At 63.1% G+C, this 26336-nt stretch carries 29 protein-coding genes, 1 tRNA gene and 1 pseudogene; 10 read left to right on the top strand and 21 right to left on the bottom strand.

The genetic code is table 11. The annotated features are described in order from the left end of the window. Window positions 1–21: 21 nt before the first annotated feature. From EOC94_RS01150 to rsfS, 6 genes are all read right to left on the bottom strand, one after another. Window positions 22–543, bottom strand: coding sequence for an RNA pyrophosphohydrolase (locus EOC94_RS01150; RefSeq protein WP_095487505.1), 522 nt, complete (start codon window positions 541–543; stop codon window positions 22–24). A gap of 2 nt (window positions 544–545) precedes the next feature. Further along, entirely contained in the window at window positions 546–1715 is a 1170-nt protein-coding gene (locus tag EOC94_RS01145) for a divergent polysaccharide deacetylase family protein (protein WP_095487703.1), read from the bottom strand. A gap of 112 nt (window positions 1716–1827) precedes the next feature. Further along, window positions 1828–3153 carry a S41 family peptidase gene (locus EOC94_RS01140; protein ID WP_127288356.1) on the bottom strand — a complete coding sequence of 442 codons (1326 nt, stop codon included), beginning with the start codon at window positions 3151–3153 and terminating at the stop codon, window positions 1828–1830. A gap of 1 nt (window position 3154) precedes the next feature. Beyond that, window positions 3155–4516, bottom strand: coding sequence for a murein hydrolase activator EnvC (locus tag EOC94_RS01135; protein WP_127288355.1), 1362 nt, complete (start codon window positions 4514–4516; stop codon window positions 3155–3157). A 148-nt stretch (window positions 4517–4664) separates the two neighbouring features. Then, on the bottom strand, window positions 4665–5147 hold the full coding sequence (rlmH, locus tag EOC94_RS01130) for a 23S rRNA (pseudouridine(1915)-N(3))-methyltransferase RlmH (protein WP_127288354.1): 483 nt from the start codon (window positions 5145–5147) through the stop codon (window positions 4665–4667). Window positions 5148–5230: 83 nt separating this feature from the next. Next, window positions 5231–5608, bottom strand: a complete 378-nt coding sequence (rsfS, locus tag EOC94_RS01125) for a ribosome silencing factor (protein WP_095487705.1) — start codon at window positions 5606–5608, stop codon at window positions 5231–5233. A 238-nt stretch (window positions 5609–5846) separates the two neighbouring features. Between rsfS and EOC94_RS01120 the strand changes: the two genes are divergently transcribed. Continuing rightward, window positions 5847–6701 (top strand): mechanosensitive ion channel family protein, encoded by an 855-nt coding sequence (locus EOC94_RS01120; protein WP_127205605.1) that lies wholly within the window; start codon window positions 5847–5849, stop codon window positions 6699–6701. Between the two features lie 23 nt (window positions 6702–6724). Here the strand turns inward: EOC94_RS01120 and EOC94_RS01115 are convergent, their stop codons facing one another. From EOC94_RS01115 to EOC94_RS01100, 3 genes are all read right to left on the bottom strand, one after another. Then, complete coding sequence (locus EOC94_RS01115; protein WP_127288353.1) at window positions 6725–8020, bottom strand: MFS transporter; 1296 nt, start codon at window positions 8018–8020, stop codon at window positions 6725–6727. 100 nt (window positions 8021–8120) lie between these two features. Further along, window positions 8121–8708, bottom strand: coding sequence for a nicotinate-nucleotide adenylyltransferase (locus EOC94_RS01110; protein ID WP_127288589.1), 588 nt, complete (start codon window positions 8706–8708; stop codon window positions 8121–8123). Between the two features lie 249 nt (window positions 8709–8957). After that, the gene (locus tag EOC94_RS01100; RefSeq protein WP_127288351.1) at window positions 8958–10238 is read right to left on the bottom strand and encodes a glutamate-5-semialdehyde dehydrogenase; all 1281 of its coding nucleotides are present in this window, start codon (window positions 10236–10238) and stop codon (window positions 8958–8960) included. 77 nt (window positions 10239–10315) lie between these two features. On the opposite strand from EOC94_RS01100, the gene EOC94_RS01095 reads away from it, so the two are divergent. Beyond that, window positions 10316–10804 carry a hypothetical protein gene (locus tag EOC94_RS01095; protein WP_127288350.1) on the top strand — a complete coding sequence of 163 codons (489 nt, stop codon included), beginning with the start codon at window positions 10316–10318 and terminating at the stop codon, window positions 10802–10804. Window positions 10805–10811: 7 nt separating this feature from the next. Here EOC94_RS01095 and proB read toward each other — a convergent pair whose 3' ends face one another. Continuing rightward, window positions 10812–11957, bottom strand: coding sequence for a glutamate 5-kinase (gene proB / locus EOC94_RS01090; RefSeq protein ID WP_127288349.1), 1146 nt, complete (start codon window positions 11955–11957; stop codon window positions 10812–10814). A gap of 2 nt (window positions 11958–11959) precedes the next feature. Next, window positions 11960–12991, bottom strand: a complete 1032-nt coding sequence (gene obgE, locus EOC94_RS01085; RefSeq protein WP_127288348.1) for a GTPase ObgE — start codon at window positions 12989–12991, stop codon at window positions 11960–11962. A 113-nt stretch (window positions 12992–13104) separates the two neighbouring features. Between obgE and EOC94_RS01080 the strand changes: the two genes are divergently transcribed. After that, complete coding sequence (locus EOC94_RS01080; protein ID WP_127288347.1) at window positions 13105–13974, top strand: endonuclease/exonuclease/phosphatase family protein; 870 nt, start codon at window positions 13105–13107, stop codon at window positions 13972–13974. A gap of 170 nt (window positions 13975–14144) precedes the next feature. On the opposite strand, the gene EOC94_RS01075 is transcribed toward EOC94_RS01080, so the two are convergent. The 3 genes from EOC94_RS01075 to EOC94_RS01065 form a co-directional block, all read right to left on the bottom strand. Then, complete coding sequence (locus EOC94_RS01075) at window positions 14145–14732, bottom strand: GNAT family protein (RefSeq protein WP_095487524.1); 588 nt, start codon at window positions 14730–14732, stop codon at window positions 14145–14147. Between the two features lie 118 nt (window positions 14733–14850). Next, on the bottom strand, window positions 14851–15120 hold the full coding sequence (gene rpmA / locus EOC94_RS01070; protein WP_095487526.1) for a 50S ribosomal protein L27: 270 nt from the start codon (window positions 15118–15120) through the stop codon (window positions 14851–14853). 99 nt (window positions 15121–15219) lie between these two features. Next, entirely contained in the window at window positions 15220–15888 is a 669-nt protein-coding gene (locus tag EOC94_RS01065; RefSeq protein ID WP_127288346.1) for a 50S ribosomal protein L21, read from the bottom strand. Between the two features lie 303 nt (window positions 15889–16191). Between EOC94_RS01065 and EOC94_RS01060 the strand changes: the two genes are divergently transcribed. From EOC94_RS01060 to EOC94_RS01045, 4 genes and pseudogenes are all read left to right on the top strand, one after another. Continuing rightward, window positions 16192–16281, top strand: a tRNA-Ser gene (locus tag EOC94_RS01060). Between the two features lie 469 nt (window positions 16282–16750). Next, on the top strand, window positions 16751–17467 hold the full coding sequence (locus EOC94_RS01055; protein WP_127288345.1) for a pentapeptide repeat-containing protein: 717 nt from the start codon (window positions 16751–16753) through the stop codon (window positions 17465–17467). Window positions 17468–17656: 189 nt separating this feature from the next. After that, window positions 17657–17839, top strand: a complete 183-nt coding sequence (locus EOC94_RS01050; protein WP_127288344.1) for a hypothetical protein — start codon at window positions 17657–17659, stop codon at window positions 17837–17839. A 211-nt stretch (window positions 17840–18050) separates the two neighbouring features. Then, window positions 18051–18693 (top strand): annotated as a pseudogene (locus EOC94_RS01045) (class I SAM-dependent methyltransferase). Between the two features lie 24 nt (window positions 18694–18717). Here EOC94_RS01045 and EOC94_RS01040 read toward each other — a convergent pair. Further along, a complete protein-coding gene (locus tag EOC94_RS01040; RefSeq protein WP_095487713.1) occupies window positions 18718–19692 on the bottom strand; it encodes a Tim44 domain-containing protein in 975 nt (324 codons plus the stop codon). A gap of 183 nt (window positions 19693–19875) precedes the next feature. Here EOC94_RS01040 and EOC94_RS01035 point away from each other — a divergent pair, with 183 nt between their 5' ends. Continuing rightward, window positions 19876–20799, top strand: a complete 924-nt coding sequence (locus EOC94_RS01035; protein ID WP_127288343.1) for an alpha/beta hydrolase — start codon at window positions 19876–19878, stop codon at window positions 20797–20799. A 103-nt stretch (window positions 20800–20902) separates the two neighbouring features. Beyond that, the gene (locus EOC94_RS01030) at window positions 20903–21226 is read left to right on the top strand and encodes a hypothetical protein (protein WP_127288342.1); all 324 of its coding nucleotides are present in this window, start codon (window positions 20903–20905) and stop codon (window positions 21224–21226) included. Window positions 21227–21335: 109 nt separating this feature from the next. On the opposite strand, the gene EOC94_RS01025 is transcribed toward EOC94_RS01030, so the two are convergent. The 4 genes from EOC94_RS01025 to EOC94_RS01010 form a co-directional block, all read right to left on the bottom strand. Continuing rightward, window positions 21336–21683, bottom strand: a complete 348-nt coding sequence (locus EOC94_RS01025; protein ID WP_095487536.1) for a type II toxin-antitoxin system PemK/MazF family toxin — start codon at window positions 21681–21683, stop codon at window positions 21336–21338. Next, the gene (locus tag EOC94_RS01020) at window positions 21680–21904 is read right to left on the bottom strand and encodes an antitoxin MazE family protein (protein ID WP_164759292.1); all 225 of its coding nucleotides are present in this window, start codon (window positions 21902–21904) and stop codon (window positions 21680–21682) included. The genes EOC94_RS01025 and EOC94_RS01020 overlap by 4 nt, the downstream gene beginning before the upstream one ends. A gap of 124 nt (window positions 21905–22028) precedes the next feature. Then, window positions 22029–23174 carry a hypothetical protein gene (locus tag EOC94_RS01015; protein ID WP_095487540.1) on the bottom strand — a complete coding sequence of 382 codons (1146 nt, stop codon included), beginning with the start codon at window positions 23172–23174 and terminating at the stop codon, window positions 22029–22031. 64 nt (window positions 23175–23238) lie between these two features. After that, window positions 23239–23598, bottom strand: coding sequence for a hypothetical protein (locus tag EOC94_RS01010; RefSeq protein WP_245461552.1), 360 nt, complete (start codon window positions 23596–23598; stop codon window positions 23239–23241). A 132-nt stretch (window positions 23599–23730) separates the two neighbouring features. On the opposite strand from EOC94_RS01010, the gene EOC94_RS01005 reads away from it, so the two are divergent. Further along, window positions 23731–24120, top strand: coding sequence for a hypothetical protein (locus tag EOC94_RS01005; protein ID WP_127288341.1), 390 nt, complete (start codon window positions 23731–23733; stop codon window positions 24118–24120). A gap of 84 nt (window positions 24121–24204) precedes the next feature. On the opposite strand, the gene recQ is transcribed toward EOC94_RS01005, so the two are convergent. Further along, complete coding sequence (gene recQ, locus EOC94_RS01000; protein ID WP_095487545.1) at window positions 24205–26043, bottom strand: DNA helicase RecQ; 1839 nt, start codon at window positions 26041–26043, stop codon at window positions 24205–24207. Beyond that, entirely contained in the window at window positions 26043–26186 is a 144-nt protein-coding gene (locus EOC94_RS33955) for a hypothetical protein (RefSeq protein WP_158302646.1), read from the bottom strand. The genes recQ and EOC94_RS33955 overlap by 1 nt, the downstream gene beginning before the upstream one ends. Between the last annotated feature and the right edge of the window lie 150 nt (window positions 26187–26336).

Below are 26336 nucleotides of genomic sequence, written 5' to 3'. Positions count from 1 at the left end.
GCGACCGCGGCTAGCGCCAAGCTACGCAACCAGATGCCGGAACGCCGCAACCACGTCCTCATAAACCTTGCGCTTGAACGGCACGATCAGGTCGGGCAATTCCTGCATCGGCCGCCATGCCCATTTGTCGAACTCGGCGGTGTGGCCGCCCGGTGGCGGATTGATCTCAATCTCGCTCACGTCGCCGTGAAAGCGGAAGGCGAACCATTTTTGCGTCTGGCCGCGATATCGCCCTTTGAAGGCGATGCCGACCAGATCGGCCGGCAGGTCGTAATATATCCAGTTCGGCGCCTCATCCAGCAGCGAGACCGAGCGCATGCCGGTCTCTTCATACAGTTCCCGCTGCGCCGCCTGCAGCGGTTCCTCGCCCTTGTCGATGCCGCCCTGCGGCATCTGCCAGAGCTGCGTCGTGCCGGCGAATTCGCTATCCGGCTCGGCAATGCGATGCCCGACCCAGACCAGGCCGTCACCATTGAGTATCATCAGTCCGACACAGGGGCGATAAGGCAGCGTCTCGGGATCGACCGGTTTTCTCTTCGCCATGCTCAACCTTTTTCCGGATCCACCGCCACTGCCGAAATCGGCACGATCTCGATGCCGCGCTTCTTGGCCTCGATCACCCAGGACGACACGGTGTCAACCGTCAGGTCGAAGGCCGAGCCGATGCCGACGGCAAAGCCTTTCGCCCGCGCGGTGGCTTCCAGCTCGTCCAGCTTCTTCAATATGGCGCCCCGGTCCTGCACGGCGTCGATCGACGTGTCGCCGGCAATGAAGGGCACGCCGTCCTTCAGTGCCAGGTCGGACGCGAGGCTGCGCGCCGACGAGCCGTCGTCGAGATAGGCCAGGCCGCGCCTGCCGAGTTCGGCCATGAATGGCGCCATCGCCGCCGCATCGGCCGAAAATCGCGCACCCATATAGTTCATGACGCCGGTGTAGTTGGTCATCCGCGACAGCGCCCAGCGCAAGTTCTTCAAATTCTCGTCCGGTGTCGCCGCGACCGTCAGCGTGTTGCGGCCCGGATTGACGTTCGGATAGTCGAACGGTTCGAGCGGCACCTGCATGACGATCTCATGGCCTCTCTGCCGCGCCGCCTGCATCCAGCGGCTGATGCTATTGCCCTGCGGCGCGAAGCCCAGCGTCACTTCGGCCGGCAGCTTGGCGATGGCCGCCTGCGTGCCGGTCTGCGACACGGCAAGCCCGCCGATGACGATCGCCACGCGCGCACCGCGCGCACCGGACCACGGCCGCGCATAGACATCGAACGGCCGCCTTCCGTCGGCGGCGCGAACCGGCAACGGGCCGGTCTCACTGGTCTCGATCAGCGCCCTGTCGGGAATATGCGCGATCCTCAGGTTCTGGCCGATCGTCGAAGGGTCGTGGATGACGATGGCCGCCTTGGGCGGACCACCGTCCGCTTCGGTCGGCATATGGATGATCTGCGGCCCACTTATCTTGGGTCCCGCTTGCGCCTGCGGCGCGGGCTCAGTGGCCGGCGCTGCGGATTCGACCACCGCGGTCGTCTTCGGCGTCGAAACGGCGACTTCTTCCGGCTTTCGAAACGGTCTTTCACGCAGCGCAATCGCGCCGGAGACGCCGATCACGGCCAGCACCAGGAGAGTGGCCGTGACCACGCCGGCGTTGATCCTGCGGGCCGCGCGCGGCGGCCGGACGGCCTGTCCGAGCGGGCGTTCGATGTCGTTGCCGATGTCAGCCAAGCCGCATCCCCAGCCGCGGTTCCCCCGAATCAAACTGCCGAGGCCTTGCGGCCCCGGCAGCATTACATCGCTTCGATCAGGCGGCCAGACCTGTTTGCCCGGCCGATCGACGTTACTGGTTCAAAACAGCCTTGTCCGGATTCGGCGGGAACGCCGGATCGGTCTTCTCGCCGCGCAGCAACTGCTCGGCAAAGATAAGCTGCAGGTCGTCCTTCGGCTCCGGCGGCACATAGGCTGCCGAGCCCGAACCGGTATCGCCCTCGTCGGTACCCTTGATGTGGCCCTTGAGGTCCGACTCGCCGCGCGTCAGGTCCCTGCCCTGCAGTTCCGGCGGCAACGGCTGGTCGACCTTGATGTCGGGCGTGATGCCCTTCCCCTGGATCGACTTGCCGGACGGCGTGTAATAGAGCGCCGTCGTCAGGCGCAGCGCGCCGTTCTCGCCGAGCGGGACGATGGTCTGCACCGAACCCTTGCCGAAGGACTGCGTGCCGACCACCGTGGCGCGGCGCAGATCCTGCAGCGCGCCAGCGACGATTTCGGACGCACTGGCCGAGCCGCCATTGAGGAGCACGACCAGCGGTTTGCCGTCGATGTCGTCGCCGGGCCGCGCGTCGAAGCGGGTGACGTCCTTCGGATCGCGGCCGCGTGTCGAGACGATCTCGCCACGGTTGAGGAAGGCGTCGGACACGCTCACCGCCTGATCGAGGAGGCCGCCCGGATTGAGGCGCAGATCGAGCACGTAGCCCTTGAGCTTTTCGTTCGGCACCTGCTTCTTGATGGTGTCGATGGCATTCTCGAGGTCATCATGGGTCTTTTCGGTGAAGGAGGTGATCTTCATGTAGCCGATGTCGTTCTCGACCCGGAACTTGACCGCCTTGACCTTGATGATGTCGCGCACCACCGTCAGCTCGATCGGCTTGTCGGCGCCCTGGCGCAGGATGGTGAGCTTGATCGGCGTGTTGACCAGCCCGCGCATCTTCTCGACCGCGTCGTTGAGGCTCAGGCCGCGAACCTCCTCGCCGTCGATCTTGGCAATATAATCGCCGGCAAGCACGCCCGCCTTGGCGGCCGGCGTATCGTCGATCGGCGTGATCACCTTGACCAGGTCGTTCTCCATCGTGACCTCGATGCCGAGGCCGCCGAACTCGCCCTTGGTCTGCACGCGCATGTCCTGCGCCTCTTCGGCGTTCATATACGAGGAGTGCGGGTCTAGCGACGTAAGCATGCCGTTGATGGCGTTTTCGACCAGCGACTTGTCGTCGGGCGGCGTCACATACTGCGCCCGCACCCGCTCGAAGATGTCACCGAAGATCGCCAGCTGCTTGTAGGTCTCGGAGCCCGCAGCGTTCGCCGTCGAGCCGGGCGCGCCATAGACCAGGCTCATCGCGGATGCGCCCATTAGCGCACCGGCAAACAGAAGCGACAGTTTCCGCATCATCTCACGTCCTTCCAGACAAACGGTCCGCCCACCATGGGGTCGGATCGACGGGTTTTCCATCCTTGCGGAACTCAACATAGAGCTCCGGCGTGGCATTTCCATTCTTCGATGCCGAGGTGCTCGCCACCCGGGCCTCTCCCATCGCGCCGACCGGCTCTCCTGCGAGCACCGACTGGCCAGACGCGACACTGATTCTGCTCATCCCCGCCAGAACGACATGATAGCCGTCACCCGCGTTCAGGATCAAGAGTTGACCATAGGAGCGAAAAGGTCCCGCATAAAGCACATTTCCGTCCGCCGGCGCGGTAACGATGGCTCCCGATTGTGTCGCAACCATGTCACCGAGCATCACTGCGCCGTTACCGTCGCTGGCCCCGAACCGCCGCTTGATCTTGCCGGTGACGGGCAGCGCGATCTGCCCCTGAAGCGCCGAAAACGGTGCGGCGGCGGTGAGCCGGTTGGCTTCCGGGACCGGCAGCGCCGCCAGTTCCGTCTGTGCCGGGGCCGTCTGTGCCGGGCCCTCCTGTGTCGGGGCCTTGTCGGCATCCGCGGTCTTCTGCTCCGCTGCCTTCGCCGCATTCGCCGCCTTGCGGGCCTTGTCGGCCTCGAGCGAGGCGATCAGTTCCTTCAGGCTGCCGGCCTTGGCCGCCAATGCTGCGGATCGCTGCTTTTCCTCGGCCAGCGCCGTTTGCGTCTCGGCCTCAAGCCTCTGCTTGGCTTCAAGTAGCATGCCGAGCCGCTTCTTTTCCGCCGTCTGCTCGCCGACTGCCGCCGTCAGCCGCGCCCTCTCCGCCTCGATCGAGGCCGTCACCCGCGACTGCTCCTTGAGGTCCGCCACCAGTATCTCGGTCTGCTGGCGCAGTTCCGGCACCACGGCGCCGAGCAGGATGGCGCTGCGTACCGACGACAGCGCGTCTTCCGGCTTGACCAGGATGGCCGGCGGCGGATTGAGCCCCATGCGCTGCAGCGCGGCCAGCACCTCGGCCAGAACGTCGCGTCTAGCGGCCAGCGACGCGCGGATTTTCTGCTCCTCGCCTTTCAGCCCTTCCAGCTTGGCGCCAATGTCCTCGATGTCCTGACCAAGTTTCTGCTCGGTCATCGCCGACTGGATCAGCGCCGCGGTGATCGAGGCATGATCCTTCTTGACGGTCGCCATGTCGGCGGCGAGCTTGGCCAGCCGCTCGGACGAAAGCGTGATCTCCTTCGACACCCGTTCGTATTCGGCGCGGCTTTGGTCCGGATCAGGCGTCATGTCGAGCCTGTTCTGCGCCCGCGCGGCGCTGAACGACAGCACGAGCGCCGCCGCTGCCAAGCCGCAGCGTGCGCGCCAAAAGCCCGTTCGCGATTTCCAACCTTCAGACATTGAAGCCCGACTCTATGCGTGGCTTCGTTAACGAACCATCAACCATGTTCGAGAGCCCTGCCGACCGCAAACAGCCTCGTGACGCATTGAGGCGAAAATCCGGGCGGCTCACGCCAATCCACCGGTTTCGGGTGGGAACCTGCAAAGCTCACGAGCGATGATAGGGATGGCCGGACAGGATCGTGGCCGTCCGGTAAAGCTGCTCGCCCAACATGACACGGACTAGTTGGTGCGGCCATGTCAGCGCGCCGAACGACACCATCAGATCGGCCTGATCGCGCAGCGACTGGTCGTGACCGTCGGCACCGCCGATAGCGATGACAAGTGCCTTGCGGCCGCCATCACGCAACAGGCCGATGCGGCCGGCGAAATCCTCGGAGGAAAAGTTCTTGCCGCGTTCGTCGAGCAGCATCAGCGCAGTACCAGGCTGCAACTGCGTCTGCAGTTTCTGGCCTTCCTCGCGCCGGCGCTCGTTGGCGGTCTGGGCGCGGCCCTCCGGAATCTCGACAACACCTGAGAATTCGAGCCCCACGGCCTGCCCGCTCTTGGCGAAGCGCTCGAAATATCGGTCGGCGAGCTGCTTCTCGGGGCCGGCTTTCATCCGGCCCACGGCATGAACGGTAATTTTCATCCCTGCCTCGAAGAGCCGCTAATGCATGTCACCAAAAGTGGTCACCGGTTTTTGGAAACGACATGCATCAATCAAATTACGGCTCAGTGGAGGGTCTCTTCCTCGAGGTCCGGCGCTTGCCACATCTTTTCGAGATTGTAGAAGTCGCGGACTTCGGGACGGAAGACATGGACGATAATATCGCCCGAATCGATCAGGACCCAGTCGGCGCCGGCCAGTCCCTCGACGCGCGCCGTGCCGAGGCCGGCATCCTTGAGCGCCTTGAGGAGATGATCGGCGACAGCCGAGACATGACGGTGAGATCGGCCGGACGCGATGACCATATAGTCACCGAGGCTCGATTTTCCCTGAATGTCGATTGAGACGATGTTTTCGGCCTTGGAGTCTTCCAGACTGACAAGGACTGTGTTGATGGCGCGGGACACGGCGTCGTTTACGCTGATCCCGGCCGGCGAAGGCACGATGTCGGCCTTCTTCCGCAGTGCTGTTCTCAGTGTATTTCCTTTCGCAGCAAGAACAACCAAATCACCCTTCAAAGCAGGTGACACTCCTTAGATAGGCAGAGTTGGGTTGCAGTTTCAAGACGGCAACCCTGCCGTGGTCCACGAAGTGCCGTTTCTTCCGGTTCCGCAGAAGAAAAATCGGAACTCTTGCCGCCTTGCTGGGGTTATCGGCGCATTGACCAATCGGATTCCCGCCATGCCTATCGACCCTGAGAACGCCGTTGACACCGTGCAGGCCGGCCTTGCGCAGCTCAGCGCGCTGATCGTCTCGTACTCATTCTCGGCCATCGGCGCCGTCATCCTGCTGGTCCTCGGCTATATCGTCGCCGGCCTCGCGCAGCGCTCGATCTATGCCGGCCTCGGCCATATCCATGGCTTCGACGTGACGCTGCGCCACTTCTTCTCGAGGATCGCCCGCTACGCCATACTGATCCTCGTCGTTATCATGGTGCTCGGCCAGTTCGGCGTCCAGACGGCCTCGATCATTGCCGCCATCGGCGCCATCGGCTTGGCCATCGGCCTGGCGCTGCAGGGCACGCTGCAGAACATTGCCGCCGGCATCATGCTGCTGGCGCTACGGCCATTCCGCATCGGCGAATATGTCGAGGTCGGCGCCATCGCCGGGACCATCGAGGAAGTCGGCCTGTTCGCCACCACGCTGAGAACGGTCGAGGGCGTCTACGTCCTCGCCCCCAATTCGACGCTGTGGAACCAGCCTGTCCGCAACTATACACGCAACGGTGCCCGCCGTGGCGACATCACGCTGACCATCGGTTCCTGGAACGATATCGATCTCGCGCAGAAGACCATGCTTGGCGTCGCCGCCGCCGAGCGGCGCGTCAGGCGGGAGCCGGCGCCGATTGCGTTTGTGGCGACCGTCGGCGACAGCAACGTCGCCATCACGTTGCGCTACTGGACCTCGGCTGCGGATTTCTTCGCCACCCAGATCGATCTCACCAAACGCGCCAAGCAGGCTTTCGACAGCGAGGGCATTTCGATACCCGCGCCACCACCGGAAGCGCCACGACAGGAAACCGCCACCAGACAGTGAGATGATCAATTCCCAGCGCAGGCCTATTTGTCCGCGCGGCGCTGTTCTTCGGACGGAAAGGCAAGATCCACCGGCAACGGCGCCTGCGCGCTCATCGGCGCGAAATTGCCGGTCTCGGCGGCGGGAACAGGCGCCATCGCCACCACACGCCACAGCACGAACAGGCAAAAGACAGCGGCAATGACGATGGCCACATAGATGAAGGCCTGGGTTCCATAGACAGCGGAAAGCCCGGTCACGATGCCGGGCACGATGAAGCCGGACAGCGACCATGCAAACAGAAGCGAGCTGGACAGCGCCACCATGTCGTCCTTGCCGGCGCGGTCGGCAGCATGCGCGCTGGCCAGCGAATAGATCGATTCCGACGCGCCGTCCCAGACCACATAGATGACGACCAGTGCCGCCAGCGCACCGCCGTCGAAGCCCAGAGCGAACAGGCCCGCCACCAAGGCAAGCGCCGAAGCGGCGACCAGCACAAAGCGCCGGTCGGTGCGGTCGGAAATCCATCCGAGCGGGATTTGCAGGATCAATGTGCCGACCGGCATCGCCGACAAAAGCAGTGCCACATCTGCCTGGCTGTAGCCCTTGGCCGTGGCATGGATCGGCGCGAAGCCCGAAATCGTCATCGACAGGCCGCCGACGGCAAGCATGCCGGCGACGCCGACCGGCGAAATCCGCCAGGCCCGGCCAAGCGCGACGGACGCCGCCTGCGGCGGCGGTGGCTGGGCGAGCCGCGTCAGCCCGACGGGGAGGATCGACAGCGCGGTGAAGGCGATGCCGATCAGCGGCGCGTCCGCAGCCCTTACATCGATCAGCGCCAGTGTGGCGTAGCCGATACCGAGCCCAGCGACATAGGCGACGTAGAAGAAGGCCATGACCCTGCCGCGTATGGCGTTGGCAATGACGTCGTTCAGCCAGCTTTGCGCGACGATGAACAAGCCGCATATGGCAAAACCATAGAGCGCGCGTGCCGCGATCCACGACAGCGGGTGCGGCCCGGCCCCGACGGCGGCGTTCGACAGCACGATCAGCGCCGACAGCACCATGAACGCGCGAGCATGGCCGACGCGCCGCACCAGCGGACCGGTCAGGATGCAGCCTGCCAGGCCGCCGGCCGAAAGGCCGGTGACGATCAGCCCGGCCCAGGTCGGATCGAAGCCCTCGGCGCCGAGCCGGACCGGGATATAGGCGAACATCAGTCCGTTGCCGACCGCAACCAGCGCCATCGACAGGACGACGCTGGCGATGGCGATCGCCGGGGTTGGCGGGCTGCCTTGCGCCGGATCGCGTCTGGTCTGGTTTTGCTCGAGAATCACCATGCGCGCGCAGGATCGCCCACGGATCGGGGAAAAGCAGCCGCAAATGCGACATGGCCGGACTTGCCTCCTCTGCTTGTGGAGAAGGGAGGTCCGCGCAGGCTCAGCCCTTCGCCATGTTGCGGATCGCGGTCGACGACAGCGACGAGCGCGGGCCGTGGATGAAGGTCCAGGCCGGCGCCTTCATGCGGGCGAGCCGCGGCGCGTCGCCCTCGTCGACACGTGCGTAATCGAAGGTCTTGGCGACGACCGAGGACAGGAAGGACAGCGTCGCGCCCGGGCGGTCGATCACCGCGATCGGGAACGTCATGACGATCTGGCGCCAGCGCTGCCAGCGGTGGAAGTCGCGCAGACTGTCGGCGCCCATGATCCAGACGAAGTCGACGCCGGGATTGCGCGCCTTGACTAGCGCCAGCGTGTCGGCGGTGAAGCGGACGTGATGCGCGGCCTCGAACGCGGTGACCTTGATCTTCGGGTTCCTGGCGATCTGCTCGGATAGGCGGAGCCGCCCAGTCAGCGGCGTCAGTTCCCGCTTGTTCTTGAGCGGATTGCCGGGCGTCACCATCCACCACAACTGATCGAGCGCCAGACGTCTGAGCGCGATCTCGGCGACCAGGCCATGGCCGGCATGGGCGGGATTGAACGAGCCGCCGAACAGCCCGACGGCCAGGCCCTTTTCGGCATGCGGCATTTTGAGGTAGCGGGAGGGAACGGGATGCTCGGGCGAGGAAAGCATGCGTCAGGCGCCCCCCTCTGTCCTGCCGGACATCTCCCCCTCAAGGGGGGAGATTGGCGGCTTCATCGCAGGCGCAAATCTTGCAGCACCGGCGATTGGCGAAATCAGAAATGACAGGCAATCTCCCCCCTTTAGGGGGAGATGTCCGGCAGGACAGAGGGGGGTGGCTGGGCGCAAAGCTTCAGGTTCTTCGAGCAAGTAGCGTCAAGGCCGCACCTGTCCCGTTCCGCGCACGCGGTATTTGAACGAGGTCAATTGCTCGACACCGACCGGGCCGCGCGCATGCATTTTGCCGGTGGCGATGCCGATCTCGGCGCCCATGCCGAATTCGCCGCCATCGGCGAATTGAGTCGAGGCATTGTGCAGAAGGATCGCCGAATCAATCTCGTTGAAGAAACGTTCGACTGCACCGGCATCCTCGGCGACGATCGCCTCGGTGTGGTGCGAGGAGAACGTCTCGACATGCTCGATCGCGCCCGCAACGCCATCGACCAGCCTCACTGCGATGATCGCGTCGAGATATTCGGTAATCCAGTCGGCGTCGGTCGCCGGACTGGCGTCGAAGAACAGCTTCAGCACTTCGGCGTCGGCATGGATCTCGCATCCAGCCGCGCGCAACGCGTCAAGGATCGGCACCAGATGGGTGGAAGCGACGGCACGGTCGACCAAAAGCGTTTCGGCCGCACCACAGACACCGGTGCGCCGCATCTTCGCATTGACGGCGATCTGGACCGCCATGTCGAGATCGGCCGAACGGTCGACATAGAGATGGCAGATGCCTTCGAGATGGGCAAAGACCGGCACCCGAGCTTCGTTCTGCACACGCTCGACCAGGCTGCGACCACCGCGCGGAATGATCACGTCGAGATTGCCGCCGAGGCCCTTCAGCATTTCGCCGACGGCGGCGCGGTCGGTGGTCGGCACCAGCTGGATGGCGTCCTGCGGCAGACCGGCCGTCTTCAGCCCCTCGACCAGGCAGGCATGGATCGCGGCGGAAGACTTGAGCGAATCCGAGCCGCCGCGCAGGATCACCGGATTGCCGGCTTTCAGGCAGAGCGCGCCGGCATCGGCTGTCACGTTCGGCCGGCTTTCATAGATGACGCCGACGACGCCGAGCGGCGTGCGCACGCGCTCGATATGCAAGCCGTTCGGGCGATCCCATGCGGCGATGACGTCGCCGACCGGATCACTGAGTTCGGCGATCTCGCGGATGCCGTCAGCCATGGCGCGGATGCGGGCGGCATCGAGCTTCAGCCGGTCCATGAAGGAGGCGGAAAGCCCCGACTCATGGCCATTCGAGATGTCGATGGCGTTGGCGTCGAGAATATCCTGCTCGCGGCGGATAATCGCCTCCGCCATGGCGACAAGTGCGGCGTTCTTGGCGGCGGTCGTGGCGATGGCCAGCGGTCGGGCGGCAGCGCGCGCCCTGCGGCCTATCCGTGCCATCAAACTGGCTACATCATCGCCTTGGTGTTTGTTCAGCATTTGACCGATCCAGTGAAGCTGGTGGATTTACACGCGGCCGGCCTTCGCGGCAATGGCCGTAAATTTGAGGAAGCAGAATGAAGAGAGTCATAATCCTCGTTGCTCTCGGCGCGATGCTCATACCAACAGGCCTCCGTGCCGCCGACTACTGCGACGACAAGTTTGAACCCGGCGAGAGCCCCGACGGCAAGGCCATGACTATGGTAAGCTCGATGATGTCCCTCGCACTTGCTGAGCGCTATTGCGGCGCGTCACCGACACCGCTTTCCCAGATCGACGTCGTTATTGAAGAACTGCATGGATGTGGGCCGCGCTCTCGGCTTGAGGCAGAATTCAAAAAAAGGATGGAAGAGGAAAAAGGGGCAGAAGCAATGACGACTGACGCGCTCATCCGTGATCTCGTCGTCGGAGACGACAAGGATGTTCCCCAAGCCGAAGTGGATCGACGTGCCAAGGCTGGCATCGAAGCGGAGTTGGGAGGTTGCAGCGAGCTTCTGAAGATATACCAGGACTTTCAGGATCGATATCGCAACCCACCCAAATGGCCGCGTGAGCCTGACCAGTAGCGCGCCGTCAATGGCGGGCCGCATCTCCGTCGGCCGCGCCGCTCACCACAAGGTCGTCGCGGTGGATCATCGCCGATCGGGCTTCGTAGCCAAGCACCGTTTCGATCTCGGCTGTTTTCAAGCCAGCGATCCTTACGGCATCGGCGGCATCGTAGGCAACCAGTCCGCGCGCGATCTCGCGGCCTTCGGGCGACAGGATCGCCACCGTGTCGCCGCGCGAGAAATTGCCGCTGACCAGCTTGACGCCAGCCGGCAGCAGCGACTTGCCCGAAAGCAGCGCACCGATGGCCCCGGCATCGACAGTCAGCCGGCCGGCCGGCTCGAGCTGGCCGGCGATCCATGTTTTGTAGCCCTTGACCGGATTGGCGCTCGGCCGGAAGAAAGTCGCCCGCTCGCCCCGCTCGATCGCCATCAGCGGCGACAGTCTCGTGCCTGATGTGATGATCATGGCGGTGCCGGCGGCGGTGGCGATCTTGCCGGCGTCGAGTTTTGTCCGCATGCCGCCGCGCGACAATTCGGACGCCGCCGCACCGGCCATTGCCTCGATATCAGGGGTGATGCGGTCGACGACCGGAATGAACTTTGCGCCAGGGTCTTTGGCCGGCGGCGCCGTATACAGCCCGTCAATGTCGGAGAGCAGCACCAGGAGATCGGCGCCCATCATCGTTGCGACGCGCGCCGCCAGCCGGTCATTGTCGCCATAGCGGATTTCGGAGGTCGCCACCGTGTCGTTCTCGTTGATGACCGGCACCGCATTCATCTTGAGCAGCGTCGAGATCGTCGCCCGCGCATTGAGATAGCGGCGGCGCTCTTCGGTGTCGCCGAGCGTCAGCAGGATCTGGCCCGATTTCAGGCCGCCCTTGCCGAGCGCATCCGACCAGGCGCCAGCCAGCGCGATCTGCCCGACGGCAGCCGCCGCCTGGCTCTCCTCGAGCTTCAGTGCCCGCTTGCCGAGGCCTAGAATGGTGCGGCCCAGCGCGATGGCCCCGGACGACACGACGAGGATTTCGGCGCCGCCTTCAGCTAGTACGGCGATGTCGTCGGCAAGCGAGGCCAGCCAGTCGCGCTTCAGGCCCGTCGTGCGGTCGACAAGCAGCGCCGAGCCGATCTTGACGGTGATGCGCCGGTATTTTCTCAGCGACTGAGCGGTCATCGCTATTTGTTCCAGCGCGTCTCGACCGGCGTGGCGACAGCTTCGCGTGCCTCGGCCACCACCGCCATCAGCGCGCGCAGAACGGCTTCGACGCCTTCGCCAGTGACCGCGGACAAAAGCATCGGCGCGCGGCCGGCGGCGCGTTTCAGCGAAGCGACTTTCTTCTTGCGGGCGTCGGCATCGAGCGTGTCGACCTGGGAAAGTGCTACGATCTCGACCTTCTCGACCAGCCCATGGCCATAGGCATCGAGCTCGGTGCGCACGGTCTTGTAAGCCTTCCCCGGATTTTCTTCCTGCGCGGAGACGAGGTGCAGAAGGACGCGCGTGCGTTCGACATGTCCGAGGAAACGGTCGCCGATGCCGACGCCTTCATGCGCGCCTTCGATCAGGCCGGGAACGTCGGCGATGACGAATTCGCGCCCGTCGATGCGGGCCACACCGAGGCCCGGATGCAGCGTGGTGAAGGGATAATCGGCGATCTTCGGCTTGGCCGCGGTCACGGCAGCCAGAAAAGTCGACTTGCCGGCATTAGGCAGGCCGACCAGGCCGGCATCGGCGATCAGCTTGAGCCTGAGCCAGATGTTGAGCTCTTCGCCCGGCAGTCCGGGGTTGGCGCGGCGGGGCGCCTGGTTGGTCGAGGTCTTGAAATGCTGGTTGCCGAAGCCGCCATTGCCGCCCTTGGCAAGCAGGAAGCGCTGGCCGACCACCGTCATGTCGCAGATCAGCGTCTCGTTGTCCTCGGCAAAGACCTGCGTTCCCGCCGGCACTTTCAGCGTCACGTCGGCGCCCTTGGCGCCGGTCATGTTGCGGCCCATGCCGTGCGTGCCGGTCTTGGCCTTGAAATGCTGCTGGTAGCGATAGTCGATCAGGGTGTTCAGCCCATTGACCGCCTCCACCCAGACATCACCGCCGCGGCCGCCGTCGCCACCGTCGGGACCGCCGAACTCGATGAATTTTTCGCGCCGGAACGACACCGAACCGGCGCCGCCGTCGCCGGAGCGGATATAAACCTTGGCTTGATCGAGAAATTTCATCGGATTGCTGAGTTTCTGTTATTGGCCTTGCGGCATTGCTCTAAACCTTTGGCACTGCTCTAAACCAAGGCGGGGCGAAGGGCGAGGCTGTTTATGAACATGGCCGGGTCGCAATGAAGCTCGTAACCTACAACATCCACTACGGCGTCGGTCTCGACGGCCGCTACGATGTTGGCCGCATTGCTGACGCCGTGCGCGGCGCCGATGTGATCGCGCTGCAGGAGGTCTCGCGCAACAACCCCAACAATGGCGGCCGCGACATGGTGGCCGAGCTCGGCGAGGCACTGCCCGAATACTTCGCCGTCTACGGCAGCAATTTCGAGGCCAATATCGGCTCGCGCCTAGAAAACGGCCGCGCCATCACAACCACTTTCCAGCTCGGCAATATGGTGCTGTCGAAAACGCCTGTTCATCTGTCGCGCAATCTCCTCTTGCCGCGCAGCCGCAGTTTCGAAGTGATGAATTTCCAGCGCGGCGCGCTGGAGGCGCTGATCGAGACGCCGCTTGGTTTCATCCGCTTCTATTCCACCCATCTCGACCATCGCAGCCCGCTCGAACGCTTGAGCCAGATCCGGTTTCTGCGCCAGCGCCTGTTGAACTATGCGATCGAGGGCGGCGCGCTGTCCGGCGTCGCCGAGGTCGGCCTGCCGGACCTGCCTTGTCCCGAAGCCTTCGTCGTCATGGGCGACTTCAACATGCTGGCTGGATCGCCGGAATATGTCGAACTCGCCGGCCGCCCGGATCACGAATTCGGCATGCCTGTGACCGCCGATCTTGCCGTCGATGTTGCCTTGCGTCTTGCCACCGCAAGCCCCGATCTCGTCACCTGGGTCGACCCCAAGCGGCCTGACGACGCCAGCCGCCACAAGCGCATCGACTATGTTTTCACCAGCGCCTCGCTCGCCAAATCGCCGAAGGCCCTGTGGGTCGACCGGCAGGCGGTCGGCTCGGACCACCTGCCGGTCTGGGTCGAGATGGCCTGACCGAAGTTTGGTCCGCAATCTTTCGCTTCGAGGTGTGTTGAGATTCAGGTCAGGCCGTGCCGAGAGTGGTGGCTTCCGAGAACCGGAGCGGAGCGTACCTAAAGTACGTGAGCACCGGAAGCGCAGGAAGCCGCCATTCGCAGGCCGGCCTCACCTGAATATCAACACGCCTAGAAATGCACCCAGTTCCTGAGGCTGGTCCAGGTCTTGCGGTCGAGACGGTAGCGCTCGACAGGCACCTGGCCGGCGACGATTGAGTTCAGCATGCCCTGGCCGGCATATTGGAAGCCGCATTTGTGGATGACCCGGCGCGAGGCCGGATTGATGACCCGCGTCGAGGCATGCAGCACCTGTATCGCCGTCTTCTGGAAGGCGAGATCGACCAGCGCATGCGCGGCCTCCGTTGCATAGCCGCGCTTCCAGTAGGGCTCGCCGATCCAGTAACCGAGTTCCAGCCCGCGATCGGTGGTGTTGAGGCCGGCGCAACCGACGAAGGTTTCGGTCCCGGCCAGCGTCAAGGCATAGGCAATCCCGGCCCGGCGCGAGGCCGTCATCGCGAGGAAAGCACGCGCCTCGGCCTCACCATAGGGGTGCGGCATGCGGGCCAGCATTTCGGCGACATGGCGATTGTCGGCGAGCACCACCAATTGCTCGATATCGCTTTCGCGAGGCGCCCGCAGGACCAGCCGCTCGGTCATCACGACCGGGCAATCTATCGCGTAACTCTCACCGTCTGTGTCTTCCGCTTCGGCAACCATGTCAGTCCTCCAGGCACAAGAAAAAGGGGAGATGGAAACCCATCTCCCCTGATCCATTTCCTGGCTTGGCCAGACACCGGTTCCCGAGATGGGTGCCGGTGTTCTCGTACGGAACCGGCTACTCCGCGGCCTTCGTCATCGGGTTCACCGATACGTAGGTTCGGCCATTGGCTTTTTTGTTGAAGGTGACTGCGCCAGCTTCGAGCGCAAACAGCGTGTGATCCGTGCCAATGCCGACATTGACGCCGGGATGCCACGTCGTGCCGCGCTGACGAATAATGATGTTGCCCGGAATCACGGCTTCGCCGCCGAACTTCTTCACGCCGAGCCGCTTGGAATGCGAGTCGCGACCATTGCGCGACGAACCGCCAGCTTTCTTGTGTGCCATCTAACTAACTCCGATGCGCCGCAAGGCGCTTAAAAGGTCTTATGAACGCGTTCGCGTTCCGTTTCAAGTCCGATCCGGCGACGATTGCGCCGCAGCGCTTTACTTCTTCGCCAGTTCCTTGGCCTGCTCGCGCCAGTCCATGATCTGGTCGGCGCTGAACGGCATATGCTCGTCGATCTTGGCGACATCCTTGTCGGACAGCTTGGCGATCTGGGCGAAGGTCGTGATGCCCTGTTCGTTCAACTGGCCGGCCGCGACCGGGCCGATGCCCTTGATCACGGTCAGGTCGTCCGGTTCGCCCTTCGGCGCCTTGAACAGCGGAGCGGCGGTTTCGGTTGCCTTCGCCTCGGTTGCCTTGGCCTCGGTTTCCTTCGGCGCAGCTTCTGCCTTGGCTTCCTTCTTCGGAGCAGCCTTTGCCTCGGTCTTGGCCGCGGCCTTCTTCGTCGGCTTGGCACCATCCAGCAGGATCTCGGCGATCCGCACGGTGGTCAAAAGCTGGCGATGGCCGATCTTGCGGCGCGAATTCTGCCGGCGGCGCTTCTTGAAGGCGATGACGGTGCGGTTCTTGCCCTGTTCGACGACTTCGGCGGTGACCAAGGCGCCGTCGACGAACGGCGCGCCGAACGTGACATTCTCGCCCTCGCCATGCGCGAGCACGTGGCCGATCTCGACGATATCGCCGACCTGGCCTTCGACTTTTTCGATCTTCAGGAGATCGTTGGCGGCGACGCGATACTGCTTGCCGCCCGTTTTGATGACTGCGAACATTTTTTGCCTTTCGCTGTTCGGTCGGCCTTGATGAACCGCTTCAGGCGGTTCGGCCGTCTTTTTGTCAGTCTGCGGGTTCAAAAAGCAAGCGGCGCGGAAGAGCCCTCCACGCCGATTGCGCGCTGTCCCTAACCGAAGGTTCGGCGCGAGTCAAGGCGAGCAGTCAGCCAGCGAGCCGCGAACGCATTCAAGCTAAGCGCGCGACCTGACAAGAAGCCGGATCGTCGGGCAGATTGGCCCTTGTAACCTGTCCGCCCAGCCGTTATCTAGTGCGCCGCGCCGGCAACGGCGGACCATGACCGCGGAGAGGTGGCAGAGTGGTCGAATGCACCGCACTCGAAATGCGGCATGGGTGCAAGCCCATCGGGGGTTCGAATCCCTCCCTCTCCGCCATATGGCATTGTTTACATTAATAAAAATCAAAGAATAGGTTGCGCGCCGCCATAAAGCCCGCCTACCGAGAACGGCGTATTCGCGGCACGTCAGCTTACGACACAAATATGCGGGGTGCCTCGACCTGATAGATGGCAGAGATCAACTTCGGCCTCGCTAAGCGAAGTCGTGGGGTTCATGCGACAGCGGAATGAGGGTACGCGACTAGCCCCCGTGCCGGGTCAACCTCGCCGTCGGGAAGTACCGATCGGTGCGGACCCAAGCGGATTCACGCTTGTCGGCAGCGGACGCCGGCGGTGGCGGTCAGCACCCGAGCAGGCTCCCCATTGTTGACGTCCGCTGCGCATCTGCGGCGACCGTCGCCATGTCCTCTGCTCCCGGGTTGACGGTGGTGTAGACGAGGAGCACTCTCGAATGTCAGCAGATGTGGTCAGGTTGAGTGTCGGCGAGTAGCAGAGGTTCAGCAACAATGACTTTGAGGCGAACCAGAGCTTACGCCGCATCCGGCCTGGGTCTAGCGGTTTGCACTATGTTTGCTTGGCAGAACGCCACTGCTGCTCACAATTGCCACGCAGCCGCGACGCCTGGCGTCAATTGGCACGAGTGTGACAAGAAGCTTCTCATCCTAGAAGGACAGGACCTGAGCGGGGCGAACCTGTTCGGTGTTGATTTCACTTCGACCGACCTCAGGAACAGCAATCTCCTTGGGGCAAATCTTGAGAAGGCAACGCTTGTGCGTGCTTCCCTGGCCGACTCGACCGCCAAAGGCGCCCGGTTCGACAGAATCGAGGCCTACAGGACCGACTTCAGCCGTATGGACGCGCAGGGCGCTGTGTTTGCGAGCGCGGAAATGCAGCGCTCGAATTTCCAGGACGCCAATCTGACCAACGTTGATTTCACAAAGGCAGAATTGGGGCGTGCGCAGTTCCATAACGCCGATATCAGCGGCAGCCGCTTCTCGTTTGCCAATCTCGCACGGGCGGATTTCCGAGGAGCGACGTTCACCGCGTCGATAGACTTTGACCGCGCCTTTTTCTTTCTGACCCGTATCGAGGGCGTCGACCTTTCCAATTCGGCGGGTCTGTCCCAGTGGCAGCTCAACATGGCTTGCGGAGACGCCCGGACCGAGTTGCCTTCTGGCTTGACGAGGCCTGAAGATTGGCCCTGTCAATTCCAGCAGGAATAGTTGTCGGCAAGCGAACTGCGGCAATGCTGCACCCGACAGGATTCGAACCTTTCGGCAAGCCGTCTAACCCGAATGCCCTGCCGTTCCCGAGCGGTTGGGTTTTGCGTCTCGACATGCATGAACTCGTGCTTTCCGCATTGTTCGCAGAGGTGGCTAGTCCACCTCCTGCTCAGAAGGAAGGATCATAGCATGAGTGACATACTGATCCGCCGTCCGGATGCGATGGAGCCCGTCACGCGCCCCGGCATTATACGCCATCGGTGCCAGCATCCCGGCTGCGCCAAGAATGCGGGATGGGGCTTTGCCAAGCCGAGGCAGACGCCGCACTGGCTCTGTTTCGAGCACCGCGCCAACGGCGAGCGATATCTGTGAGGAAACCTTAATGCCCAGACAGTTGGACCCCTCCCTCTCCGCCAGTTCCGCCGAGTCTACGCTATTCTGCGAAATAACTGCCCAATCACCGCATCTAGCCGAACGAGCTTCTGCGGGACTTGACTTGAGCGGACACGACTCGCCTCAGATCATTCTTAATGCCGAACTTAATGCGGATTAGGGCGAGGCCGCGATCTGAGGAGCAACCATCATGAGCATAGCGAGCGACGCCCGCTTCTGGGACCGCAGTTCACGGAAATACGCCATGGGTGCGATTGCGGATCAGGCCGGATATGAGCGCACGCTGGAACCGGACCCGCGCCCTGTTGGGACCAGGCGACAGGGTGCTGGAGCTGGGTTGCGGAACAGGAACAACCGCGCTCCGGCTCGCGGGCGATGTTCAAAACTATCTTGCGACGGATATTTCCGCCGGAATGATCGCGATTGCCAACGAGAGACACGCCGCTGGCCCCATCCCGGCGCTTGTCTTCCGCACCGCGACCGTAGACGCGCTTGCGCCTGACGACGAGCAGTTTAACGCGGTTCTGGGATTCAACTATCTCCATATGGTCCGCGACCTGCCTGGCACTCTGCGCCGCATCCACGCCTTACTTGCAGCGGAGGGCTTGTTCATCTCCAAGACACCCTGCGTCGGCGATATGAACCCACTCATCCGGCTTGCCTTGCTGCCCGCAATGCACGCGATCGGCAAAGCACCCTATGCAGGCGTCTTTCGGGCGGCAGACCTGAGCCAGCATATCTGTGCCGCGGGCTTCGACGTTCTTGCCACCGAAAGCCACGCAACGAAGGGCAACGACAACCGTCCCTACATCGTGGCTCGCAAGAGGACGTGAGCGGCCGAGGCTGCAGCGTATCGGTCAGGGCTGCTGGATTGCTGCGAGCTTCCAGTCGCCACCGTTCTGACGTGTGAAGGTCCACAGTTCGGTCGTTTCCGTCGGCTGATCGGCTTCGCCCGCGACGATCTTGCCGCTGGCGCGATCACGCATCACGTCGAGAGACTCGTAGCGCAGCGCAGCCGTCGCGTAGTCGCGATCGTCTTCCCGCCAGCTCTCCGCAATATCGGCCTCCAACAGGCTGACGTCAGACACGTCGTTCCTGATGCCCTTTTTGGCATTATCGGCAAGTTCCTCGGACAGGTACGACACCATCTCGGGGGTCGCCAGCCGGCGCAGGCCAGCATGATCTTCGCGTCCGAACGCTTCCTGAACCTCCGTCAACCGTTGCTGGAATGTGTCGAGGTCGGCCGGCGTCATTGTGATTTCATCGGAGGCTTGAGCCGTCCGGCCAAATCCAGACCCGATGCCTGGAATGGCGAAAGACGACACGTTGCCCGTCTCGGGCTGGCCTGCCGCGTTTCGCCCGAAGTTGCCCATGCTCCGCGGAACACCGGCCATGGCGGGCGCTTGGTTGCGTGCCGATTGCGACCGGAAAAAGCGGATGGCCAACATGATCGCGCCGCCGATCAGCAGACCTTGAAGCAGCAGGCCCAACATGCCAGCCAAGCCGCCGAACCCTTGACCCAAAAGAAGTCCGATCAGACCGCCGAGCAGCAGGCCACGCATCATCGAACCGCCGAGGCCGCTGAAGATCCCTGGTCGTTGGGATGCCGGCGTCTGGCGGGCCGCATTGTTCGTCGCGGGCGTCATCGAGCGCTCGACCGGCGCGGCCGGCTGTGGCGCCGTCCTCGTCGGCGGGACCGACTGGAAAGTGCGCGTGCCGCGGCTGCCGAAGCTGCCGCCACGGCGCGCCTCGGCGTAATCGGCCGTGACCATGGAAAGTGCCAGGAACAGTCCTGCAAACAAAACTGCAAACCGGCTCGAACGCGAAATCATCATAGCAAACCCTTAAGCGACACTCTTGCCGCTCATATGGGGTGCGCCGATCGAAATATCAGTGACCCGCACCAGCCATTGAGGAGAATTCCGTTACCGCCTCTCCACCAGGCACGGCAGCTGACGTGATCCTTCTGCTAAATTGTGCGTTGTTGCCTGAGGGCACGCCGAGGGAGACGAACAATGTTTGCAGGTTTCAGCGCCACCAGCTTGCAACTGGACGAGACGACCATTTTCGCAAGGGTCGGCGGAACGGGTCCGCCGCTGCTGCTACTTCATGGTTTTCCCGAGACACATCTGATGTGGAGAGATATCGCCACAGCATTGGCGCCCCGCTTTACGGTGATCGCCGCCGATCTTCGAGGCTACGGGCAAAGCGGGTGTCCGATTTCCTCTGCCGATCATAGTCCATACGCCAAACGCGCCATGGCCGGCGACATGGTTCAAGTCATGAAGCGGCTGGGGTTTGAGCAGTTCATGGTTGCCGGACATGATCGCGGCGGGCGGGTCGCCTATCGCCTGGCGCTCGACCATCCCGGCGAAATCTCCAAAGTCGCCGTCCTCGACGTCATCCCCACCGCCGCCGCGTGGGATAGGGCGGACGCCAGGCTGGCTCTGAGCTTCTGGCCCTGGAGCCTTCTTGCGCAACCGGAGCCTCTGCCGGAGCGACTGATAGGCGCGGCGCCCGATGCCATCGTCGACAATGCGATTGTGCAGTGGGAGTCGCCGGCAGAAATGTTCTCTGCGGAGGTCAGGGACGCCTATGTCGATGCGCTTCGCGATGCCGTTCATGTTCATGCGATATGCGAAGAGTATCGGGCCGCTGCCATGATCGATCGTGAACATGACGCGCTGGACCAGGCAAACGGTCGTCGCATCGAGTGTCCGCTCCTGGCGCTATGGAGTAGCGAAGGCGCCGTGGAGAACTGGTATGCGGAGGAAGGCGGGCCGCTGGCTATTTGGAGAAAATGGGCCGACAGCGTTGAAGGAAGCCCTGTCCCAGGCGGGCACTTCTTTCCAGAAGAGCATCCTCACCAGACCGCAGCGGCTCTCTCGAAATTCTTCGAGGATAATAGGGGGAATGACGCGTCGAACAGAGTATTGTAGACGTCATATGCGTCCGTTACTCAGAACCTCGGGAGCGCTCCGCGGCTCGAGATCGAGAACCCTCTGATATTCGCCCGTCGGCGTCAAACCTGCTTGATAAAAAATGAAGGCGATCACTGCAGCCACGCTTCTGATAGGCAGCTTCGTATTTGTCGGAGGTTGCGCATCGCCCTTCCACGCATCTTTCGATGCCGCGAAATACGACAAGATGAGCTGTGTCGAACTCAACGTAGCCATGGGCGAAGTTTCCAAGGAGATGTCGGCGACAGCGATCACCCGGGGCAAAGTCGCGAAAACCAATATTCCGGATTGGCTATGGGGAGCCCGGCGTGTCGCCTCTACCGTCACTGCCCGCCAGAGCGCGAGAATCGAGCGCTTGCGGCAGCAGGAGGCTGCGATCGCAGCGGTGAGACGAAGCAAATGCTGATTGCGGCGCCGGAGTGAGAGCCTGCAAGCCGAAGGCAGAAGGTCAACGTCGCAGGACGTGGCATTGGAGCCGAGGCTCGACGGCTTCATGAATTCGGTCATCCTCACCGTCACGGCTTCAGTCTCGGCGACACGGCCAAGCCGAGGAAAACGATAACGGCCTGATTGAGGCGCAGGATGTCCGCGTCGTCCAATCGCCCGATATTTGCGCCGATCTTGGATTTCGGGACCGTGGTGATCTTGTCCACCATCAGTCGGCAGACGGCGAGCAGCCCGTTGCGCTCGTTCGGTTCGACGGCCAAACGGAACAATGGCGCGTCCGTCTCGTCGGTCGTCAAGCCACAGATGGTAATCGAATCCGTCGCATCGAAACTGTCATCTTGGATGATGACGATAGGACGAGGTTTGCCGGCGAAATCCTTGCCGCCGGCGACCGTCCAGATATCGCCACGCTTCATTCATCACCCCAATCCGATATCGCGTCGATGAACGCCTGATCCTCGCTTGCATGGGCGCTTGCCGCGACGGCCAGCGACTGACGATGCGCTTCCGAACGGAAGGCCGGCGCACGCACGTCCGGCACCCATATCTGTATCGGGCGCAGACCCTGCCGGCGCAGACGTTCACGATGTTCCCGCACCTTCATGCCTGAGGACTTAGGCTTCGATGCCGAGGCCATGACGATTCTCCCGCTAATGGTTACATGTAACCTATTGCGGAGGGCGAGCTTTGACCAGTCCTCATCGGAAAGCCCACAACGGGGCTACGACAACGGCTGTGACTCGCTACTATTGCGAGCCATGTTATCCTATTGGCTTCAGCCGTTCGATGAAGCGCCCCTTGCGGATATGCCGTTCGCGGATCGCCTGCAACCGGCGGGCGAAGTCGCCAATCGTCCCCCGCTCCTCGGCAATCGCCTTGAGGTCGAGCAGAAGACCGGCGGCCGTATCGTAGCCGGAAGCGTTGCGGCGCTCGATTTCGGTCTCCACCTCGCGCCACACGGTTTCGCCGCGCTGCATGATCGCATCGAGCCGGGCGCGGCGGGCGCGTAACTCTTCCGCCTCCCGCCGTTTCCTTTCGGCCTCCCGCCGCTCGCTTTGCTCGCGCTCGCGAGCCTCACGGATCGCATCGGCATGGGCGCGCAATTCGCCAGCCGAGCGCGGAGCGACGGCGGGTCGAGCCGCCGAGGTCTGCAACGCCTGGCGATCCCGAACGAGCGGCCGAAGCTCACTCGCCACATGCGAATCGCCCTCGGCCAGTCGAGCAAGCAGCATCGTTTTTTCACGATCAGGCAAATCGGCAAGGGAACGACGGATGACATCCGATGACAATGGGTCCTCCGCCGTCGTGCCGGCGGGACGTTCGGCTGCCGCCTCGACGAGATCGGCATCGAGACGGAAGAACCGCGCGAAAGCGTCGAGCGCGCCAGTCATCGGGCCGATCCCCGGCAACGGTTCCGCCTCGTCCGGCTCGATAGAACCGGCCTCGACCGCCATCAGCCACACCAGATAGAAAAGCCTCAGGTCGCCGCCAAGCACATCCGCACGCAGCGGCGCGAGCGCCTCGAGCCAGTCCGATTCGTCGTCCCAATAGTCCTCGGGCTCCAGTTCCTCGCACAGGATGTCGACGATCAGATTTTCACCCGATGTCGTGACATCGACGCAATCGACCGAGTGGAGAAATCCGTCGAGACGCCGCCGATCGACCAGCCGCTTCGGCAGACGAACCATCAGGCGGTACGTGCCCCAATTGGCCAGATAGAGATGGAGATCGAACCAGCGCTCCATCAACTCGACCGGGTCGCCTTTGAAGTCGCCCCACTCATAGGAATTCGTGAAGCTCGTGGCGGTGATCCGCGCTCGTGTCGACAAATCGCGCAAGACCCGGCGATCCGCTTCGCTGAGCGGACGGTCGACCGTCCGAAACTCGTAATATTGGTATTCGCTCATGACCGCGTTCGCTTGGTTCTGTAATGGCCGACGCCGACACCGCCAGCAGGCCGGCGATAGTGATTCAGACCGGATGCAGAATACCGTCCGTTTCGAGAATGCGAAGCGCCTCGATGAGCGTCTTGCCGGCGTAAAGCCGCCACCATTTGCCCGTGTGCCGCATCCAGTAGATATCGAATTGATCTGGCCCCACGCGATCGATTCTGGCGAAAGCCGCGTCGAACTCCTCGCCGCGATTGTGTTCCATGCCCGACCGGTAGCGCTGGATGAAGCGGTATCGACCAGCTGCCCAGGAGCCGCGGATATCAATCACGTAATTCCATTCGGTCGGTCGGATCTCGGGCAGGAACCGAGGTTTCAGGACGTCACGGATGAACGTCTCGCAGGTCGCTACGATCGCTTGTTTTTCCCGCTCGTCGGCCACGGCCAGCCTTCCGGCACGCGGCGCGATGACCCATTGTTTCCTCTTGGCCACGGCCTTGATCCACCCTTGCGTTGCTGATTTATCTCATACGCGGGTAGCGATATTCTGCCGATTCACGCGAGAGCAGCAACCATGAAACCGGACCAGCGGGCAAGGAAATGGATCGCCAAGAAGGCCAAGCTGGGCGTGCGCAGTTATCCGGTCGGCACCATCGCCTTCTATGGCCCCGATGGCCTCCGCGCCACGAAGGTGGCGGTGGGTATCGTCCCCGCCCCTCAATCCGAGGCGACGATCCTGCGTCGCTGGTTTGACGAAACCAGCGACGTACGGAGGAACGATACGGTCTTCGCCGAGATCGCCGGGCTCTTGCGCGGGCATGGGGTGCATTCCGTAGCGATGGTGGACGGAATTCTCGGCTGTCCGCACGAGGAAGGAATCGACTACCCGGAAGGCGGCACTTGCCCGAACTGCCCGTACTGGGCAGGGCGAGATCGTTGGACAGGCGAGCTCGGTAGGAACTGATGCCCGACAGGTGGTTTCGTGGGCTATGGCGCCGATGCAGGACTCTTCATCCCGCGCGGTCCATCGTCAGCGTAATGGATAACCTCAGCCCGATGCCCCGGATTGGTGCGCGGCGATCGCGCTCAGAAAAATCTGACCGAATTCCCTAAGCTTCGCGGCGCCGACACCGTTGACTGCGGCGAAGGCGTCGAGGTCGCGCGGGCAGCGTTCGGCCATGTCGATCAGTGTGCGATCGGAGAAGATCACGAAGGCCGGCACCTGGCGCTCCCGGGCAAGACGCAGCCGCACCGCCTTGAGCGTGGCCAACAGCGCGGAATCCAGCCCTTCCGTGCCCGCGGCAGCATCGGGACGTGTCTTGCCACGCAGAGCGCGGCTCCGCACCTCTACGCGATACCGGAACGGGACATCGCCACGGGCCAGCTCACGGCCCTTTTCGGCGATGGCGAGGCCGCCATGGCCGCCTGAGTCCAATGTCAGAAACCCTCCCGCGACAAGCTGGCGGACCAGCGACAGCCACACATCCTTCTTGTGCGCCACACCGGTCCCGAAGCTGGCAAGCCTGTGGTGGTTCCTGGCCAGGACCTTCTCGGTTTCGTGGCCGATCAAAACATCGGCGACATGGGCAGCACCAAAGCGCTCGCCGGTCTGGGCGATGGCCGCGAGGATGATCCGTGCCTCCGCCTCGCCATCCGCATGCGGCGTCTGGTCAAGGCAATTGTCGCAATTGCCGCAAGGCACTGCTGTTTCGCCGAAGTAGCCAAGCAGGATCTGGCGGCGACACTGCGCCGTCTCGCAATAACCGATCAGCGTGTCGAGGCGGCCATGCGCGCGTCTTTTATGCTCCGCCGGCGCATCCTCGTCTTCGATGAAAAGCCGGCGCATGCGGATATCGCCGAGACCGAAGAGCATATGTGCCTCGGCAGCCCGCCCGTCGCGGCCCGCGCGCCCAATTTCCTGATAATAGGCTTCGAGGCTGCCCGGCAGATCGGTATGGAAGACATAGGCGACGTCAGGCTTGTCGATGCCCATGCCGAAGGCGATGGTCGCCACCATCACGACGCCGGACAAGGTCATGAAAGCGTTTTGATTTGCTTCACGCGCGTCCTTGCTCATGCCGGCATGATAGGCCAGGGCACGCACGCCGTTCTTCTCGAGGAACGCCGCCATCTCCTCGGTCTTCTTGCGCGACAGGCAATAGACGATCCCGCTGCGGCCGGCATGACGCTCTACGAAGCTCAGCAATTGGCGCTTGCTGTCCTGCTTGGCCTCGATGCCAAGCTTGATGTTCGGCCGGTCGAACCCCAGCACCAGGCTTTCGACACGCCCGGCGAACAGCTGCGCGGCGATGTCGGTGCGCGTCGCCTCGTCCGCCGTCGCCGTCAGCGCAATGATCGGCACGCCAGGGAAAATGTCGCGCAGCCGCGACAACTCTTCATATTCGCGCCGGAACGCCGGGCCCCACTGGGAGATGCAATGCGCCTCGTCGACGGCGATCAGCCGGATATCGAGCCTGGCGAGCGCCTCGAGCATCCGCGCGGTCATGAGCCGTTCCGGCGCAAGATAGAGCAGGCGCGTCTGGCCCGCCGCAACGCGGCGCCATGCGGCGACATTGGCATCGCGGTCAAGCGAGGAATTGATCGTATCGGCGGCCACGCCGGCAAGACGCAATGCGGCGACCTGGTCCTGCATCAGCGCCACCAGGGGCGAAACGACAATGGTGAGCCCGCCCAGGACCAGCGCCGGGACCTGGTAGCAGAGCGATTTGCCAGCGCCGGTCGGCATCACAGCCAGCACATGACGCCCGGCCAGCAGCGCCTCCGTCACAGCGTCCTGGCCGGGACGAAAATCGTCGAAGCCGAACACGTCCTTCAGGACGCGCCGCTTGGGATCCTCCGCCGGGACGCTCGCCGTCGATACCTGCATCAGGGAATTTCTACAATCGGCGCCGCCTGAAAAGGCAAGGTGGGAACGGTCAGGAGCAGCGGCGACGTGACCTGCCGAAGCTCCCCGACGAATCTCCAGGTGACTGCCTTGACCGCGGTTTCGAACACTTGATCCCCCTTCAAGCCCTGTCTCCGTCGGCGCCAACTGAAAGAATATCTCCCTCATTGGCGGATATGGGATCGTGATTCCAGCCCCTATTCGCTTTGGCTGTGAATATCGCGTTGGCTCTGGCCGGTTAATCCTATCTTCATCATAATTCGGCAGGTTCAGGT

The organism is Mesorhizobium sp. M6A.T.Ce.TU.016.01.1.1 (assembly GCF_003997065.1).
Lineage (GTDB): Bacteria > Pseudomonadota > Alphaproteobacteria > Rhizobiales > Rhizobiaceae > Mesorhizobium > Mesorhizobium mediterraneum.
Note: the sequence above shows the minus strand (reverse complement) of the source record. Positions and strands in the feature narration are given on the sequence as shown.